Source organism: Nostoc sp. NMS2, from assembly GCF_017115105.1.
GTDB lineage: Bacteria > Cyanobacteriota > Cyanobacteriia > Cyanobacteriales > Nostocaceae > Nostoc.
The window spans coordinates 25,692-43,688 of the sequence record NZ_JABXKH010000082.1; the positions used below are offsets into that span (position 1 = coordinate 25,692).

At 42.6% G+C, this 17,997-nt stretch carries 17 protein-coding genes and 2 pseudogenes; 13 read left to right on the top strand and 6 right to left on the bottom strand.

The genetic code is table 11. The annotated features are described in order from the left end of the window. Positions 1-68: 68 nt before the first annotated feature. The 5 genes from HWQ36_RS15685 (at position 69) to HWQ36_RS15705 (ending at position 4,604) form a co-directional block, all read left to right on the top strand. Positions 69-239, top strand: a complete 171-nt coding sequence (locus HWQ36_RS15685; RefSeq protein ID WP_292704455.1) for a chlorophyll a/b-binding protein — start codon at positions 69-71, stop codon at positions 237-239. 326 nt (positions 240-565) lie between these two features. After that, the gene (locus tag HWQ36_RS15690) at positions 566-859 is read left to right on the top strand and encodes a hypothetical protein (protein WP_012410339.1); all 294 of its coding nucleotides are present in this window, start codon (positions 566-568) and stop codon (positions 857-859) included. A gap of 96 nt (positions 860-955) precedes the next feature. Further along, the gene (locus tag HWQ36_RS15695) at positions 956-2,023 is read left to right on the top strand and encodes a WD40 repeat domain-containing protein (RefSeq protein WP_292704456.1); all 1,068 of its coding nucleotides are present in this window, start codon (positions 956-958) and stop codon (positions 2,021-2,023) included. 654 nt (positions 2,024-2,677) lie between these two features. Continuing rightward, complete coding sequence (locus HWQ36_RS15700) at positions 2,678-3,733, top strand: permease (RefSeq protein WP_292704457.1); 1,056 nt, start codon at positions 2,678-2,680, stop codon at positions 3,731-3,733. Between the two features lie 112 nt (positions 3,734-3,845). Continuing rightward, the gene (locus HWQ36_RS15705; protein ID WP_292704458.1) at positions 3,846-4,604 is read left to right on the top strand and encodes a TIGR03943 family protein; all 759 of its coding nucleotides are present in this window, start codon (positions 3,846-3,848) and stop codon (positions 4,602-4,604) included. A 10-nt stretch (positions 4,605-4,614) separates the two neighbouring features. Here the strand turns inward: HWQ36_RS15705 and HWQ36_RS15710 are convergent, their stop codons facing one another. Next, entirely contained in the window at positions 4,615-4,776 is a 162-nt protein-coding gene (locus HWQ36_RS15710) for a hypothetical protein (protein ID WP_292698506.1), read from the bottom strand. An 86-nt stretch (positions 4,777-4,862) separates the two neighbouring features. Between HWQ36_RS15710 and HWQ36_RS15715 the strand changes: the two genes are divergently transcribed. Continuing rightward, positions 4,863-6,362, top strand: coding sequence for an Ig-like domain-containing protein (locus HWQ36_RS15715; protein WP_292704466.1), 1,500 nt, complete (start codon positions 4,863-4,865; stop codon positions 6,360-6,362). A gap of 59 nt (positions 6,363-6,421) precedes the next feature. On the opposite strand, the gene HWQ36_RS15720 is transcribed toward HWQ36_RS15715, so the two are convergent. Together HWQ36_RS15720 and HWQ36_RS15725 are read right to left on the bottom strand one after the other, a co-directional pair. Then, positions 6,422-7,474, bottom strand: a complete 1,053-nt coding sequence (locus tag HWQ36_RS15720; protein WP_292704468.1) for a threonine aldolase family protein — start codon at positions 7,472-7,474, stop codon at positions 6,422-6,424. A gap of 549 nt (positions 7,475-8,023) precedes the next feature. Then, positions 8,024-8,809 (bottom strand): cupin domain-containing protein, encoded by a 786-nt coding sequence (locus HWQ36_RS15725; RefSeq protein ID WP_292704470.1) that lies wholly within the window; start codon positions 8,807-8,809, stop codon positions 8,024-8,026. Between the two features lie 1,097 nt (positions 8,810-9,906). On the opposite strand from HWQ36_RS15725, the gene HWQ36_RS15730 reads away from it, so the two are divergent. Next, positions 9,907-11,454 (top strand): hypothetical protein, encoded by a 1,548-nt coding sequence (locus HWQ36_RS15730; protein ID WP_292704472.1) that lies wholly within the window; start codon positions 9,907-9,909, stop codon positions 11,452-11,454. Between the two features lie 127 nt (positions 11,455-11,581). On the opposite strand, the gene HWQ36_RS15735 is transcribed toward HWQ36_RS15730, so the two are convergent. After that, positions 11,582-13,789 (bottom strand): flavin-dependent dehydrogenase, encoded by a 2,208-nt coding sequence (locus HWQ36_RS15735; RefSeq protein WP_292704474.1) that lies wholly within the window; start codon positions 13,787-13,789, stop codon positions 11,582-11,584. A 160-nt stretch (positions 13,790-13,949) separates the two neighbouring features. Here HWQ36_RS15735 and HWQ36_RS15740 point away from each other — a divergent pair, with 160 nt between their 5' ends. Next, positions 13,950-14,183 carry a hypothetical protein gene (locus HWQ36_RS15740; RefSeq protein WP_292704476.1) on the top strand — a complete coding sequence of 78 codons (234 nt, stop codon included), beginning with the start codon at positions 13,950-13,952 and terminating at the stop codon, positions 14,181-14,183. A 51-nt stretch (positions 14,184-14,234) separates the two neighbouring features. Then, positions 14,235-14,357, top strand: a complete 123-nt coding sequence (locus HWQ36_RS15745) for a hypothetical protein (protein WP_292704478.1) — start codon at positions 14,235-14,237, stop codon at positions 14,355-14,357. 251 nt (positions 14,358-14,608) lie between these two features. Here the strand turns inward: HWQ36_RS15745 and argS are convergent, their stop codons facing one another. Next, entirely contained in the window at positions 14,609-16,363 is a 1,755-nt protein-coding gene (gene argS / locus HWQ36_RS15750; protein WP_292704481.1) for an arginine--tRNA ligase, read from the bottom strand. 144 nt (positions 16,364-16,507) lie between these two features. Further along, a pseudogene (locus HWQ36_RS15755) lies at positions 16,508-16,639 on the bottom strand (RNA-guided endonuclease TnpB family protein); the annotation flags it as partial. A 291-nt stretch (positions 16,640-16,930) separates the two neighbouring features. Here HWQ36_RS15755 and HWQ36_RS15760 point away from each other — a divergent pair. The 4 genes and pseudogenes from HWQ36_RS15760 to HWQ36_RS15775 form a co-directional block, all read left to right on the top strand. Beyond that, positions 16,931-17,047: pseudogene (locus HWQ36_RS15760) on the top strand (type II toxin-antitoxin system HicA family toxin); the annotation flags it as partial. Beyond that, positions 17,047-17,298 carry a type II toxin-antitoxin system HicB family antitoxin gene (locus tag HWQ36_RS15765; RefSeq protein WP_292704484.1) on the top strand — a complete coding sequence of 84 codons (252 nt, stop codon included), beginning with the start codon at positions 17,047-17,049 and terminating at the stop codon, positions 17,296-17,298. The pseudogene HWQ36_RS15760 and the gene HWQ36_RS15765, both read left to right, overlap by 1 nt. Positions 17,299-17,361: 63 nt before the next feature. Then, complete coding sequence (locus tag HWQ36_RS15770) at positions 17,362-17,607, top strand: type II toxin-antitoxin system HicA family toxin (protein WP_366829105.1); 246 nt, start codon at positions 17,362-17,364, stop codon at positions 17,605-17,607. A gap of 11 nt (positions 17,608-17,618) precedes the next feature. Then, positions 17,619-17,843: a type II toxin-antitoxin system HicB family antitoxin gene (locus HWQ36_RS15775; protein ID WP_292704487.1), complete on the top strand. Its 225-nt coding sequence runs from the start codon at positions 17,619-17,621 to the stop codon at positions 17,841-17,843. The last annotated feature ends 154 nt before the right edge of the window (positions 17,844-17,997 follow it).

Genomic DNA, 17,997 nt, shown 5'->3' on the forward strand with positions numbered 1-17,997 from the left:
GTTAACAGAACCGTATTGCCTGTGAAGTCTCATATCAACTCCCGTTTGCAAAAAAAGGTTTCTTAAAAATGACACAAACACAACCAACAATTACACCTAAACTACAAGAGCCGAAGTTTGGCTTTAACGAATATGCTGAACGCTTGAATGGTCGAGCCGCAATGATTGGCTTCGCTTTGATGCTGGTGATTGAATATGTCACTAATCAAGGGGTGCTATCATGGCTGGGTCTGAAGTAGTGCCACCAACCAGCACAAGGTGCAAGTTGTAAGCTAGTAGTTAAAAGAGTTTCAACCAGCTGGAACAACCAGTTGGTTTTGACTTTGGCAATTGATAGCGAAGGGCTTTGCACTAGAATGTAAGCAAGAGAGGAATCAAAATACCTATTTGTGATGGAAATATCATAGACTTGCAACTAGTATATGCAAGGCAATTAATAAGTATACTTCCTCCCCTACTAAAGAAAATCATAATTAGTGTCTGCCTTAGATGAGAAAGGCAAATTAAGGGTGAGGTATTCTTGGTAAATATACACAAAAGCTGAACTGGAACCAACCAAGCTGTGATGAATGCTGTATTACCTCGTTTTTTGAAGTCAACCTACCGAAAAGAGCCACTAATCAGTGTATTGGTGACGATGGGCGCTATAGATGCCCTGATTGGCGGATTGAATGATAGCTGGTCGTTGTTCGCTTTTGGTTTGGGAACAACAGGCATAGCGCTAGCCTTTAAGTTGTGGCGTTTCCAGCAGCGCCGTCCTCTACCAGAGGAACCTGTGGTGCAACATTATTTGCCCTCTCGTTCTTCTAGTGCGCCTTTACCAATGTTAAGCGTTTCTAAGAAAAAACCACCTCTTTAAGAGTGCTGTTAGCGGATAGCTAGGGTTTAGCCCGTTATGAGTTGATAATTCATAGTTCTAAGTGGTTTGTTTGTATATAAAAAGTGAGGAAAAAGTGTGAGTAGTGAGGGAAGAGGTGGGGATAATTTTCTGCGTCCGTATATTATCTTGTCATTTATGGCAGCCGTCGCCCTTCCAGTGACTATCTGGGAAGGGTTTTACATTCATCAAGCTCATGCTGCAATTGAGTTAACACCAAACTCCCAAACTACTAACAGCTTTGCTAATGCCCAACTGCTTTACACACTCACAGGACATAAGGGAACTGTTAAATCTCTCGCTTTCAGTCCAGATAACAGAATTCTTGCGAGTGGAGGTGCAGAAAATGAGGGGATTATTCGCCTGTGGAATCTAGCAAATGGCAAAAAGTTGGCGGATATTAATAAAGCACACAAAGCAGCCGTAGAGTCTTTAGTGATTTCACCAGATGGACAAACCCTCGCTAGTTGTAGTGATGACAACACGATTAATCTCTGGAACCTGAAAAATTTTAAATTTAGCCGCTCTTTTGTCGGACATACCAGTAATGTATTATCTTTAGCGGTGTCTCCTGATAGTAAAGTTCTCATTAGTGGAGCTTTGGATGGGATTCGGATATGGGATTTACTACAGCAGCGCCCTTTAGGGACTCTAGTACGCTTCGATAATTTGATTTATACTCTAGCCATTAGCCCTGATGGACAGACTTTGGTTAGTGGTGATAGTAAGGGTGTAATCAAGGTATGGAGCTTGAGTACTGGTAAATTAATCAGTGAATTTGTCGCTCATTCTAATGTTGTTAGCGCTGTCATGTTTACACCAGATGGAGAAACATTAGTGAGTGCTAGCCGCGATCGCACAGTCAAACTGTGGAATATTAATACTGGAGAATTAGTCCGCACCCTCACAGGACATAATAACTGGGTAAATGCGATCGCCATTAATCCCGATGGACAAACCCTTGCTAGTGCCGGCAAAGATGGGATTAAACTGTGGAATTTAACCACAGGTGAGTTAATAAATACACTGAATGGACATACAGACTGGGTAAGTGCGATCGCTTTTAGTCCCAATGGTAAAATTCTTGCCAGTGGCGGATTCGATCAACAAATCAAAATTTGGGGAACTCCACAAAAACGTAAATAAATTCTTCAATTTCTCTTCTTCCTTCGCGTACTTCGCGTCTTTGCGGTTCGTTCCTTTATCCTTCAAACTTCGGTTGACAGACTGCTAGCCTAATAACGACTTTTATACAAAAGAGCGATTAGCACAAGGTATTGCAAGCATTTACCGTGTTCGCTAAACTTTTGTCTTGCCTTTTTAGAGTTTTTATAGTAAAAAATCAAGCAAAGCTCAGATTAGATTTTGCCAGAACTACCCAAAATCAGTCATTGTAGCAACTAAGAGCGATGTCTACGACGGGCTATTCGGTATCGCCAATTGTTGAATAACTATGAATACTTGATGAAAATACAGCCGAGCTAATATCTTATCCAGCAAATTACTGTAAGTATAAACATAGGTAACTTCAAATCATCTATGCAGCTACTTGCCCTCTATAATCGGAACAATTTCTGAACTTAGACAATCTTAGAACTGGTCATCGTCAGTAAATGCACTCAGGTAAAAATTACTATCTTGGCTGAAGCAAAGGTTTGTAGCGTTTAAGCGCTATTTGAAACGTAAGATAACTTGCTACTTAAATGATGTTTAATTTTCCCGAACTGCTTTTGATCCCCATTTCGATAGAATGACTAGGCAGAACCCTAAAACTAAAAACCGCTTTTGACTGCGACGCACATGAATCAACTGAACAATGGTTTTACGATATTTCTAAGTCTGCTAGTCGAGGCGATGCCTTTTTTGCTTCTTGGGGTTTTATTCTCCAGTTTGCTGCTATTTTTTGTTGATGAGCGCAAATTAGTAGAAAAAATGCCCAAAAATCCGCTACTAGGTGCTTTAGTTGGTAGCATGATCGGCTTTTTATTTCCGGTGTGTGAGTGCGGGAATGTACCGGTAGCGCGGCGGTTCCTGATTCAGGGAGTACCCACACCAGTTGCCATTGGTTTTTTGCTAGCAGCGCCAACAATTAACCCAATTGTAATTTGGTCAACTTGGACAGCATTTCGAGATCAGCCAGAAATAGTGGTCTTACGAGTCGTATTTTCTCTAGCAATTGCCACAATTATTGGTTTTGCTTTCAGTTTTCAAAAGGACTTAAATCCGATAATCCAACCTGCGATCGCTCGGTATATGAAGTTTAATCCACCCGCGCAGCCTGAAACCAAACGCCGTGGTAAACGTTACCAAGTAGAACAGCAAGAAGCGATACCAAATATCTTGCAATCCGGGACTTATATCTTAGGAGGAAAAGCAGGTGTACCTCTGCGGATAGATGCTAATTTTGTACAGGCGACTACCCCAATTTCTAATACCAATAAACCCCTTGCAGATAAACTGCGCCTAGTGGTAGATAATAGCGTCCAAGAATTCAGGGAATTGGGCGGAGTGATGATTTTAGGAAGTGCGATCGCTGCTGCGATTCAAGTATTAGCTCCCCGTGAATTAATTCTCAGTTTGGGTGCTGGGCCTATTAGCTCGATTGTGGTCATGCTGATATTAGCAGTAGTGGTGTCAATTTGTTCTACAGTCGATTCTTTCTTTGCCCTATCTTTTGCCTCCACCTTTAGTAGTGGCTCATTGTTGGCATTTCTGGTATTTGGCCCAATGATTGACATCAAAAGCGTTGGTTTGATGTTATCTATTTTTAAACCAAAAACTGTCTTTTACTTATTTGCCTTAGCAGCACAATTAACATTTGTGTTAACTCTTTTCCTCAACTTGCACGTTTTTTAAAAAAATCTTTGTCATTCGTCCTTCGTCATTCGTTCTTTGTCCTTTGCTAATGACCAATGACCAATGACCAATCACAAATGACCAATGACAAATGACCAATGACAAGTGACCAATGACTAAATCTAAAATCCCAAATCTGTTACTTTCTTGGCTGGATGCCCTAGCAATTACATCTTGGGGCATTTTGATGTTGAGATATTGGCTAACTAACAAGCTGAATCTGTTGATTCACCCCAATTACATTTGGTTCGTGGTTGTGACTGGTATCAGCTTGATTGTTATTGGTTTCTTCAAGATGCAGGAACTTTGGCAGCGCCGTCGCCGTGATGTTACGTCAAACCAGCATATTAGTTTATTTCCCCCTGGTTGGGGTAGTTTTTTATTGTTGATTACAGCGATTCTAGGTTTTATTATTACACCGCAAGTTTTTGCTAGTGACAAAGCCCTCCAAAGGGGTGTAACGGCTGATTTATTAGGAGCTACACGCGTCAAACCTCAAGCTTTTCGGGCTACTGTTCGTCCAGAGGAGCGATCGCTTGTAGACTGGGTACGCACTGTCAATGTCTATCCAGAACCCGATACATATACAGGTCAAAAAGTCAAAGTTCAGGGATTTGTCATCCACCCGCCAGATATAGGAAAAGAATATTTATTCTTAGCCCGATTTGTCTTAACCTGCTGTGCAGCAGATGCTTACCCTGTGGGATTACCTGTCAAAATCCCAACCAATCAAGAACCTTATTCCCCTGACACTTGGCTGGAAGTAGAAGGACAAATGATGACAGAAAATTTGGCAGGTAAACGCCAACTTACCATTGCCGCTACTTTTCTCAAAAAGATTCCTCAACCCCAGAATCCTTATAGTTATTAGCGCTCTTTTATTACTCCGAAAAAATAAAATATTCGTAGGTTGGGGAGCCACTGCGTTGTCCGGGTTTCCCGGCTTGAAGCAAGTGGCGTTTGAACTTTAGTGAAACCCCAACAAAATCAGAGATTGTTGGTGTTGGGTTTCGTTCCTCAACCCAACCTACGCCTAAGTTCATCAAAGTCCTTAAAAATAAGGGTGGATGATTTTTATCCCACGAGAGTCATAAAAGAGCGTTAGTTATTTATTGATGACAAATGACAAATGACAAAATCTAAAGCATTTATCCAACCACTGGATCGGATAGCGATCGCACTGATGCTACTGCTAAGTTTGCTGATTGGGTTAATCATATTGCAAGGTGATGTGGTAACTGCTCGTGTGCGGGACTTTACCTGGCAAAATCAACAGATTGGGGCGGAAGATAACTCCTTCACCCTCACCTTCAGCCGCCCAATGGAAACAAAAAGTGTAGAGGATAACTTAAAAATCGAGCCACCCCTAGTAGGTAAATTCAGTTGGGCAGGGCGGCGAATGGTTTATACGCTGTTAACACCAGCACCTTATGGCACGAATTATAAATTGCAGTTACAGGGAGCCAAAGATAAGTTTGCACAGCAAGAGGGCAAAAATCGGTTGATCCAGCCTTTTACAAGTAGCTTCCGCACACGCGATCGCGTCATTCTTTACATAGGAACCAATCAAGAAGAACAGGGGCGATTAGTTCTATACAACTTAACCCAAGAGCAAAAAAGGGTACTTACCCCCAAAGACTTGATAGCAATGGACTTCGAGTCATTTCCAGATGGAGAGAAAATTTTATTTTCGGCTCGCGCCACCAAAAATGAAGACTTACTTTCTGCTCAACTGTACACAGTGACAACAGGTGTTTCTAGTAAATCTGGACAAGAAGCACAACCAGGAGGCAAAGTTGACCTAGTTTTAGATAGTAAAGATTATCAAAACCTGAAATTTGATTTATCACCTGATGGGCAAACTATTGTCATCCAGCGCGGAAACAAAACAAATCCCGGCGACTTTGGACTGTGGTTCATGCCAGCAACCAGCGACGGTTCAGCAGAAAAACCCACCCCTAAACGTCTGAAAAGCCAACCAGGGGGAGACTTTATGGTTACGCCAGATAGTAAAGCCGTAGCAGTTGCCCAAGGACAGGGAGCAGCAATCTTACCACTGCAAGGTGATGCCAGTAAACCTTTAGATTTTCTGCCGCAGTTTGGTTTGGTACAGGCTTTCTCTAAAGATGGCTCTCAAGCAGCGATGGTAAAGTTTAATACAGATTACACGCGAGATTTGTTTTTAGTGACAAACCAAGGTGTACAGAAACAACTATTAAAAACTACAGGCTCAATTCTCAGTTGCCAATTTGACATCGCCTCACCCACCCTCTACTGCCTGCTGACACAGCTAGTATCTAAGGAACAATACATAGAACAGCCTTATGTGGTGGCAATTGATCTGAAAACCGGGCAACAGAAACCCCTGCTAGTACTGCCTCCCGCTCAACGGAATGTGCAAATGAGTTTATCTTCTGACGGTTTAGGCTTGTTATTTGACCAAGTAGTCCCGCAGACAAACCCCCCAGCGTCATTACCCACAAACACTTTAAAAACTGATGATGGAGATGTTATTGCTACCAGTAGCCTGTGGTTAATGCCTCTGTTGCCCATCGCTGATGCTGCGACTGTTGAAATTAGACCAGAACAACTCCCCTTAGCTGGATTTCGTCCCCGATGGCTACCTTGAAATAGAGGCAAGGGAGCAGGGAGCAAGGGGGATAAAACAGAGTGGTTAAGAATTTTTCATTATTTTAGTGACGACGAGGATTTCGCAACTTTGGAAATAGCATCAACCGCAAAATTGAGATCAGCCCGCGAAACATCCAAATGAGTGACTGCCCGAATAGAATGACCAACGGCTCCCATTTTCACACCACCCTGTTGTAACAGAGTGAGAAACATGGCGTTGTCGAGTCCTAGTCTTGAAACATCAAAGAAAACAATGTTTGTCTCAGGTTTTGGATCTCGAACTGTAATTCCTTCGATTTCACTCAGTCGTTGAGCCAGATAAGCTGCGTTGTCGTGGTCTTCTTGTAGACGTTCAACATGATGGTCAAGTGCATAGAGACAACCTGCTGCGACAATGCCAGCTTGACGCATTGCGCCACCAAAAATGTGTTTATATCGACGTGCTTCCGAGATGAATTCCCGTGTACCCGCAAGAACAGCACCAATTGGTGCGCCCAGTCCTTTAGTAAAGTCAATCCACACAGAATCAACACAGGCAGCAAAATCTTTGGCTGTAGTTTGAGATGCAACAACTGCATTTAAAAGTCGTGCCCCGTCCATGTGGGTAGCTAAACCTTTTTGACGGGAGAACTCGCAAACCTCACGTAGTTCATTGAGCCGCCAAACCGAACCCCCTCCAAAATTGTGCGTTTGCTCAACACACAATAAGCGGGGAATTGCAGAGTAAAGGTAAGGAGCAGTTGCGACTCTTTCAAGTGATTGAGCCAGAGCATCGACTGTAAAAATTCCTCGATCGCTAGCGATCGGTTCCATGAGTACACCAGAAGTCATCGCTGCACCCCCCGATTCAGCTCGAATAATGTGTGCCATCTGTTCTACTAGCACCACATCAGCAGGGCGAGTATGGGTCTTGATTGACACAAAGTTGCAAATGGTTCCACAGGCAAAGAAAAGAGCGGCTTCTTTGCCTAGTAAATCTGCAACCCTTTCTAGTAATTGGTTAACAGTCGGATCTTCTCCTTTTTGTTCATCTCCAACTTCAGCAGTGGCGATCGCCTGTCGCATGGCCTGTGTCGGCTTTGTTTCAGTATCGCTTGTCAGCAGAATCATCAGCACTCCTAAAGCAGGTATATAGTGGTTTACAGTTGCACAAATCAGAGATGCTCATTTAGTCTAGTTGGCTTCATCAGAAAAGTTGTGTTCTACTGATGTCAAAAGAGGCAGGGGAGCAGGGGGCAGGGGGCTATTCTTGAGAGACTGAGACGGAGCTTGGACTCGCGGCTTGCGTCAAATCGCCCTTCCAGGGCGGGGCTTCGTACCCATGCTCCCCCTTCATTCCGCGCAGAGTGTTGGGCTTGCTCCCCCGGCTAAGAGCTCCCTTCCCCTCTGCTTCTTCGGTGAAAACCGCTATCAATAACACAAGATTGCCTTTACAATACTCGAATGAAAAGGCAATCCTGATGAGCGTGGTTATTTTGTAGCACTTACGCAAACAATAGCCGAAAAGAAAGATTTTATGCTAGGGGCAATTTAGGAACTGACAAATAAAAAAATACTCAACTACTTCTTGTGGGGTGGGCAATTTATTTGTTGGAAGTCTTTTATGTAGACGCAAAGCGGTGAGCGAGTCCATTGCCCCTACCCCGTTTTGCGTAAATCCTATTTTGTTCTAATCGCATCCAGAACTTTGGCTGACTTTTCTCCAACAAAAGTATTATTCAGCATCGTATGAGAATCATCAGTTGGACCTACATCAGAATCTGGATGATAGATAATGATTCTTAAGGAATTATCAATTGCACTGAAGCTATGTAACTTGTTTTCTGGAAGACAGAAGACCGTTCCCATCTCCATTTTGAACGTTCCTTCCTCCACTTGACAAGTTCCACTACCCTCTGCGACAAGCCCAATCCGCAATGAGGGATGGGTATGGGGAGTTTGCGATACACCAGGAGGAACGTAGAGGAAATTCAAGCATGGTTCTCCACGTCTTAAAGGATTAATCAGAACCGTTGAAGAGCAGCCATCAATATAATTCAATCGCCCTAATGGTTCAATAGGCCCCCCAATTGTGAAAAGTCCAGTGTAGTTGAGTCGCGTTGCAACTAACACTTGGGCTTTACCATCTAAAGAAAAATTCCCTGGAACTGCGGCAAAGCAGTTTTTTCGCAATAAGAACTCTCCGTTACTGCTGTTGAGAGTAACTTCGCCCTCTGAAACAAATAGAAAGTGCGTGTCTTTTTCACTCTCATTAACTTTGATAGAATTGATAACCCAAAAAGCACTCGATGGATGCCCTGCCATCGTGTAGTCAAGTTTTGTCGCCTCTAGGAATTGTTGACAGTAAAACTTTTGGTAGTCCTCCATCGGAATGCTAAATACTTCGGACTCAAGAGCAATGTTTTGGACTTGTTTTTGTAGTGGCGTTTCGGTTACGTGCTGCATAATCTATCTGTGTTATTTTTGTTGCTTTACTTAATATTTGATTTCTTTGAAAAAGCCTAATTGCCACAATGCTTTGTTTGGCGCTGTCATCATATCAAGCGCCAGTAATATAGTCTTTATAATTACTTCGTTTCTAAGAGAAAACTCGGTTATTCCAATTATTCTTTAATAAATCAATTAAAAAGGGTATCCGTATTAACACTTATTTTGTAGTGCTACTATTTCAAATAAGATACATTGTAAACAAAAAATTTAAGTAGCTAAGTATACTTTAAACAATTTTTTCGTAGTCATTAAACAAACTTGATATATTGAAGACAAGTTAATAGAAAAGTTTATAACTAATTAAACCTGAAATTGCTTACTAGTAGTGTATTTACTGATAAAAAAGCCCGTACTAAGCTGAGATTACTCTTTAAAAAAGTTTTATTAATTCACTTATAGATGTTGTTACTTCTTTAACTTTAGTTTGTAAGTATTTATTCGTATTAGTCAGGGTTTCCTAACATTGTAGCTATGGCAGAAGCTCTTAGTTGTTTGCCGACATTAGGACTGACAAAAAATAAATGATCCCAAATTATTTGTACATTTATCGGGTAGCACATCTGTGCTATCCGATAATGGGGTGTTTTTTGACTGGAAGTCACTTAAATAGCGATCGCTCAAAATAACAGAATTATCATCTAAATAATAGATACTTGTACTGACATCTATCCTAAGTAATAAATGAGTCAGTATAAAAATGTATTGAAGAAGACATTTTAAATTTAAATCTTAAGATAGATGCGATTATAGAAAATAAAGTGTATGGTGAAACAGTTTTTCATGTAAAAAAACTTCCGTGGGACAGAGGCACTACTGTTTTAATCTCCCTGCTGCCTGCCCTGTTCCCCCCGCCTCTTCTTGACGGGGCAGAGCATCGTAGTGTTATAACGGCATCAGTCTAGATCCAAAATAGGGAACACCAATTGATAACTAATTGCTGGTGCTTGGAGAGAGTTAAACTTAGCTTCTAGAGCAAACCCTGGTTAGACAAAGTTGATAAGCAATGCTAATGCCAGCACTGCTGATATTTTTAGGCAGGTGGGTCAATAGTGATGAATGAAGCTGACACCTCAAATAAGGGGGCTGTGATGGAATCCCTAAATTCTGCTAATTCGCCACAATCCGAGCAGGCGAGTTGTCCCTTTTACTCAGTTGTGCCTAATGACAATATGGTAGTTAAACAACTGCCACTCCTCATGCCGGCTGAAGATACACAATTTTCAAAAGATACCACCCAGCAGGACTGGGTTGCAGAGCCAGAAAGCGGCAAGCAAGCACTTATTGATTCAGAATTTCAGAATCTGCTGGCATTGAACGAAGAATTGCGTGCAGCTAACAATAACTTGTATGAACAAGTAGAGCAGCTAAAAGACAATCTAGCTGAGTCTGAAAAGGTTTTGCAGTGGCAGAAAACGCGCTCTAGCGTTACTGAGTCGATGCTCAACCAACATACTCAGGAACTGGCTGCGGCTCAAGAACAGATAAAATCTTTATTTCAACAATTAGAAACTGCTGTACAAACTGTTCAACGCCAGGAAATTTTCACTGATAGTTATAATGCACAGCTACAAATTAGCCAGCAACGCCTTGCCCAGCTAGAGCGAGAATGTACGTTGTTACACACTAATAACAGCGAACAGTCTGAGCAGTTATTGCAGTCTGAAACTGTTTGTCGGGAGTTACGTACTAGACTGATGCGACAACAACGCCAGACGCTGCAATTTAAAGCAGCTCTAGAAAAATGTTTAGATACATCGGTTCCTAGCTATGACTCCTTAGAAGATACTGCACAACACCCCAAAGACATAACTAGCGGACAAGGAAGATTTTCTAGAAAAGCTCGGTCTTTGTTTCCTAACGCCCGGCCAATTCAACCTTGGTCAGCAGAATCAGAATCCTTGACTGAAAATGAAGATGATTCTTGGGGCGAACCGTCAGCACCAATCCCATTCCAAAAAAATGAATCGACTCCACCGCCATCATCTTCTTGGAACTGGTCAGTTAAGCAAAATACCCCAAAACCAGCAGAAGCTCCTACCCCCTCTGCAAAAATTGACGATTCCCCAGATACACCTGAAGCTGTTTCAACTTCAGGATCACCCAATTTAGATCAGCAATTAGATAGTCTAATCCAAATGTTTTTCACCTCCCAGTCTGAATCTGCATCACCACCGCCTGCTGCGAAAACAGATGTGGATGGTAATAATGCCCCTATCTGGGAGACTTTAGCAACAATATTGGAAGACGATGAGGAAACAGAAAATCCACAGGAGAAAGATTTAGAGGCAGAAATCAATCCCCCTGCAACTACCTCGACTTCTGGGACGACAGATTCTGTACTTTCACCAGCCAATGACTTATTAGTTTCCTCTACTTCCTTGCACACTGAGCCGCCTGTTGGAAACACTGAAGATTACTGGTCAGAAGTTTCCCAATTGTCACAGTTGGAATTATCAGAAAATGATTTTTCCCCAGAGTCATTAGGTGATAGCACTGATGATGCCAATTCACCTTCACCTGTGGTTTATCCCCAGCGTCCACCCAAGGGGCGTAAGTCATTGGCATCTGTGGAATTACCGAATTTTCGCCCCAAGAGTTAGGAGTGGGGAGTGGGGATGAGGGAGCAGGGGAGCAGGGGGACAAGGGGAATTATTGAACAAGTCTCTCCCTTGTCTCCCCCCTCTTCCTTGTCTCTCTTGTCTCTTCTTCATGCCCAATGCCCAATGACTAATTAAGAATCCTTGCTTCTGACTTCGGAATTATGGCTTCTGGGTTGGCTTTGGCTACTTGAGCGCGCGATCGCGGTTTGCCTGTGGCGATCGCATAATTAATCGCCAATAGCCACAGCCACAAGCCCGGATTTCGGGGTTCTAGCCAAAAACCTACCCGGTTTAAGAAGCGCCCGAACCACGGACTTAGCAAAGCGCTAACAAGGGCATGACGACCGAAGTTGAAATAACTACCAAGCCATCTCATTAAATCTCTAGGCCCAGCCAGTTCCCAAATCCATAAAAGTAAGGCAGGATTTTTTCTAGCGGCTTTGAGTGCTAGGCGGTTAAAGGTTAACCAATCACACCTATCTTTGATGAAGTTATCTGCTACTTCTTGGGGTTCGTCTGCTAACAGTCCAAAGAAGGTGTTGAGCATGGAGTTAATGCGCTGGGGTGGTAAGAATTTCCCAGTGGGTACCATCATGCCTTTGGAAAATAGCCAAGTGACGGAAACGTTGCTTTGGTAAGCCCGAATTTGATTCAAGTGGCGGAAACTCAATAAGTCATGTTTGAGAGCAGTATCCAAAAGCGTTGTTAAGCGCTCTAAGTTGCGAACTAGCGAACCAAAACCGGTGAAGACGAGGGGAGATTGGAGTGATGCGGCATCGCCGATCGCAATCAATCGATCGAAGGCAACTGTGCGATCGCTACTTCCGACACTAAAATGTCCTGGTATATACCCAAATGTCGGCTTTTTCCATACCAATTTGTCCATATCGCACCTGCGATACTCTGGCAAAATCGTGAAAAAGTCCTCGTACATCTCTAGCAAGGAACCAGGATTTTCAGCATTGACTTCATGGTAATGAAATAAATAAATCGTCAATTCATCATCTGCTGCGGGAAACAGTTCCCAAATCAACTGCCTTCCCCGCGAAATATCCCCATGACTATAAAGAACGTCCCCATATTGAGAATCCCATACTCCCGGCTCAAATCCGCTCTCAATTGCCGCTCCTACTGTCGGGCAGACGCTATCAAAGGCACGACCACCATTTAACTGCCAAGCAATGGGTGACGCAGTTCCCATTGCATCTATTAGCAGTCGTCCACTTACTTGTTTTTCAACCTGACTAGGTAAGTGCTTTACTTTCAACAGAACTTGTGATATATCAATATCTGCACGCATAAATTCTGTTTCATCCCAGATTTCGCCGCCTGCGGCTTGCAGCTTTTGCCCACACATTTGGAGCCATTTTTCGGAATCTAAGCCTAAATTTAGGACTGTGGGTGTGTGCAGAACGGGCGATCGCAGTTTGGATGGATTATTCGCATCAAAAAACTTATTGAATCCATCTTTGTATTCCCTAGCAATGATGGTTTCTAACTCAGCGGGGGTGACTAAACCCAGGTTAACCAAGCTTTGAATCTCATCACGAGAAATATTCCATTCTCGGTTCATCCGGCCAAAGGGCATTCGTTCCACCAGCAGGACTTTATATCCCAGTTTTGCCATCAGTGCTGCATGAATTGCGCCTAGTGCGCCGCCGATGTAGATGATGTCGTACTGGGCATGGGGCATAGGGCATGGGGCATGAATAAGAGACAAGGGAGACAAGAAAGAGGGGGGAGACAAGGGAGAGACTTGTTCAATAATTCCCCCTTGTCCCCCTTGTCCTCCCTGCTCCCCAACTCCCCTTTCCCCTTGATTGGAAAACACAACTTGACGCGGCTGCTGCGGATTCCGTACCCCTTCGCGCCATCGTTGTTCCCACCAGTAGGCACGTGTTAGATCGTATTCACCGTTGGGCATTTTCTGAAAATACTTGACTGTGAGGGGGTAAGCAGAGGCTAGCGCAGCAAAAATCGATTGTTGGGATAAATCAATCGCTGGCGGTTCTGGATAATGATGCGGAAAACGGCTTCTGATTTCTTTGGTTAGGCGTTGCAGAATTTGTCCCTCATTAGGAAAGGGTTGTTCTGCCCAACGAAACACTTTCAGATAGGTAGTTCGTTGCACCGACCAGACAAATACCGAAAGTTCCACAGGCAAGTTTTCGGAAAGAGCCGCCCCAGCAGGTGTACTAGCACTGGGGATTTTGAGGCGAAAGCCTTCCGAAGTAAGCACTTTTTCTCCATTTCCAGGTTCAAAATCTGTTTGTAGCCAGCTACGCACGGTTTCTATATCTGGGGTTGGAACTTCTAAATAAAGGATTTCTCTCATCGTTTGCTGACATCTCCGATCAATCTACTCACTAAGACAGATTTTATGAAGGCACAAAGTAAGGTAAACTCCGCGCAATTAGTTTCGTAAAGATTCAGTAAAGCAATTTTAAAAATTTGTTGAATTTATTGTTCATTTTGTATTTCTGTAAACCCACGCCATGAATTATCCCATTCCAGACAGTCCCCAAGAAATTGTTGCCTTGCGACAACAGCCGATTGATGAAGAACTCGTTGCAGCTGCGATCGCTGGAGTCATTAAAATTGTCCGCGCTCAGGGTCAATCTTTGGAAGAATTAACCGCTCAGTTGCTAGCAGACGATCCACTGCTGGATCAGCAACAACGTCGCTGGTTAAGCCAATTAGTTGCCCAATCCTGGGAAAAGTTCTCCTAAAACCTTGCATAATATAAAGGAAATTTTTGTCGCAGCATTAGATATTTAGGTATGCAACTAAATATTTGGAATATTGGCGTTGGCTTTGCCCACCGTAGGCATCGCATTTTAGGTATAGGAGTAACAATAATTGTCAGTAGGGAATTGGCAATTGGCTTGCTATTTTGGTATTGATGGCGCAGAAGCCACCAAATTAACCATATCAGCGTTTTACGTTGCTAATGAATTTTACAACGTTCTGAAAGCCCCTGCGGGAAGGTGAAGCGCCTATAAGTTAAAAAATACAGGACTTTGCAAGTAAGTGAGGTACAAATGCAGGACTCACGCATTATATATAGAGTTGCTACCTCCTGCCACCTGCCTCCTGCCTCCTGCCTCAAAACCCGTAGCTCCTTGTACTTCATGCAAAAGAAAACTGCTGTATATTACATTCTCTCCAATACCTGAATTCCCAACAAAGACAATCCCAACTTCAGAGTTCTAGCAGTCAAATCACATAAAACCAAGCGGGATGTCCTCTGCGGTTCCTCGGCTTGTAGTATGGGACAGCGATCGTAGAATTGGTTAAACTTCTGACTTAGTTCAAACAAATACTCACATAAACGATTAGGCAGCAAGTCTTGCTCTACACTACTAATAACTTCATCCAGTTGAAGTAAATATTTTGCTAGCGCTAATTCTGTTTCATGCTGCAACAAAACGGCATTATTTCCCAACTCTTTAAAGTTAATATTACCCTTGCGGCTAATCCCATGAATCCGCGCATAAACATACAGCATATAGGGCGCAGTATTACCTTTGAGATCCAGCATTTTGTCGTAGCTGAAAATGTAGTTACTGGTGCGATTTTGGCTTAAGTCTGCATATTTAACTGCACTGATTCCAACTACTCTAGCAACTTCATTAATAAATTCTTCAGTTTCTTGACGTTCTTCTTTTTGTAATCTACTTTTTAGGTCAGCATGGGCACGAGAAACAGCTTCATCTAATAAATCCCGCAACCGCACACTATCCCCAGAACGAGTTCTGTATCTTCTACCATCTTCCCCAAGCACCAACCCAAAGGGCACATGTACTAATTCCACATCATCGGGAATCCAGCCGGCTTTGCGTGCTACCTGGAAAAATTGGGCAAAATGGTTTCCTTGTCCAGCATCGGTTACATAAATTATTCGCTTTGCTTCATCCTGCTGAATCCGGTAGCGGAGGGATGCTAAATCAGTTGTGGCGTAGTTATAACCGCCATCTGATTTCTGCACAATTAAAGGTAAAGGTTCACCTTCTCTATTTGTAAATCCTTCCAGAAAAACGCATTTTGCACCCTGATTTTCTACCAGTAAGCCAGATTTATCTAAATCTTCCACAACGCCAGATAGCAAAGGGTTATAGAAAGATTCTCCGCGTTCAATTAATTTGATATCAAGCAACTCATAAATTATTTGAAACTCTCGCCGTGACTGTTCGCATAGCAGTTTCCAGGCATGGAGTGTATCTTCTGCACCTGCTTGTAATCTGACAACTTCTTGCCGTGCTGTTTCTTGAAAAGCTGCATCTTCATCAAACCGCAGTTTGGCTTTACGATAAAAAGAGACTAAATCACCAATATCTAAAGCATTAGCGGTGGTAAGCGCATCTGGGTAAACTTCCCGCAGATAGGCGATTAACATGCCAAACTGCGTACCCCAATCACCTACATGATTTAACCGCAGCACATCGTGTCCAAGAAATTCTAAAATCCGAGCGATGGAATCACCAATAATCGTCGAACGCAAGTGTCCAACGTGCATTTCTTTGGCAATATTCGGACTGGAAAAATCCACAATTTCCCGCTTCGGCGTTTTCGCGGCTGGAACTCCCAGTCTGGGATCGGCTTGAATCGCATTTAGTTGTGCTTCTAAATATGGTGTTTTCAGTTTGAGATTGATAAATCCTGGACCAGCGATTTCCGGCGGTTCACAGATTTCGGATACATCTAATTTATCAACGATCGCACCTGCGATCGCTCTTGGTTGCAATCCTTTCTTTTTACTCAGGGATAAAGCCACATTCGCCTGATAATCACCAAATTTAGGATTACTAGCAGAAACCAAAATTGGATCTACTCCCGCGAAATCAGGGCCAAAAGCCGCAACTATTGCCTGTTCAAGCTGAACTTTTAGTTTTTCTTGTGTAGCGTTCATATATAAATTTTATCTGTTGAGAGAGGGAATGTAGCTCTGGAAAAGCTTGATTATTCACTTTAGAAATCTGGAGATTCTGAAGAGAGTTGAAAAATCAACAAGCTGTTTGCAAAAGTATCTTTTTTTACAAAACTGTGTTTAGCTGACCATATTTTGCACTTTCAAGTCTTCATGCGCTACGAGGTCGCTAAACATAAACAATAACCTTGCTGTTTTTACAGCAAAGTTTTAACGCTGGCGACTTACCTTGAAGCGTTTTCGAGCCAATTTATTTCTAAACTATCACAGGCATTGCTAAAAACTCAACTGCTCCAATGGTTTGATTGGGCTGCATTTCCAGTAGGAAGGTGCGTTACACTTCGTTAACGCACCCTATAAAATATTCCCAAAATGAGGAAATTTCCCGAAAATAGGAAATCTGATTGACTTGTGACTTCTCAATTAGCGACTCTATCTGTAACAGAAATTTAGACTCTACAGATAAGTACTACCATGAAAGTACACGAAGTCATTAAACGACTAGAAGCTGATGGTTGGTATCTTGCTAGAACCAAAGGTAGTCATTGACAGTTCAAACATCCAGATAAACCGAGTATTGTAACAGTGTCTGGTAAGCCAAATGTGGATGTGCCAATTGGTACTCTTAAAAATATCTGGAGACAAGCTCAATTAGAGGAAGACTGATGCATTATACAGTTGTGATTGAAAAGGGAGAAACTAGCTACGGCGCTTATGTCCCTGATTTACCAGGTTGTGTGGCTGTGGGTGAAACTTTAGAAGAAGTCAAGCAGATGATTGCAGAAGCTATTGAATTTCATCTAGAAGGAATGCTAGAAGATGGTTTACCTATCCCTAAACCTATAAGCATCGCTCATGAGGTTGAAGTTGCAAACTACAGCACCTTTCCTACGGAAAGCTACACGAACGTAGGTTAAAAAACCCTAAAAAATATTTCCCAAATGAGAAAATTGTCCGAAAATAGGAAATCTTATTGACTTTTGACTTCTCAATTAGCGACTCTATCTGTAACAGAAATTTTCCCTGTACAGATAAGTAGTAACATGAAAGTACGTGATGTAATCAAACGAGTGGAAGCTGATGGTTGGTATCTTGCTAGAACTAAAGGTAGTCATCGACAGTTCAAGCATCAGGGTAAACCAGGTTTAGTTACAGTTCCAGGTAAATTGTCTGACGACTTAGCCCCTGGTACTCTCAGTAGTATCTGGAGGCAAGCACAGTTATAAGGAGAACGGCAATGCATTACGTAGTGGTGATTGAAAAGGCGGATAGTAATTACTCTGCTTATGTCCCTGATTTACCAGGTTGTGTAACTACAGGTGCAACCTTAGAAGAAGTCAAGCAGATGATTGCAGAAGCTATTGAATTTCATCTAGAAGGAATGCTAGAAGATGGTTTACCTATCCCTAAACCTACAAGTATCGCTCATGAGGTTGAAGTTGCAAACTACAGCAAAACATAATTATAGAAAACCACTAAATTAGCTCTAAACAATCCTTCTATAATATTTAAGTCTATGTGATGATGCGATCGCACCGCACTTTCACAACATCATTAAGCAGTATCCGCTCAAAATTTCGGGGTAGAGATTTATTCAGGTAGCCACGACCAACCAA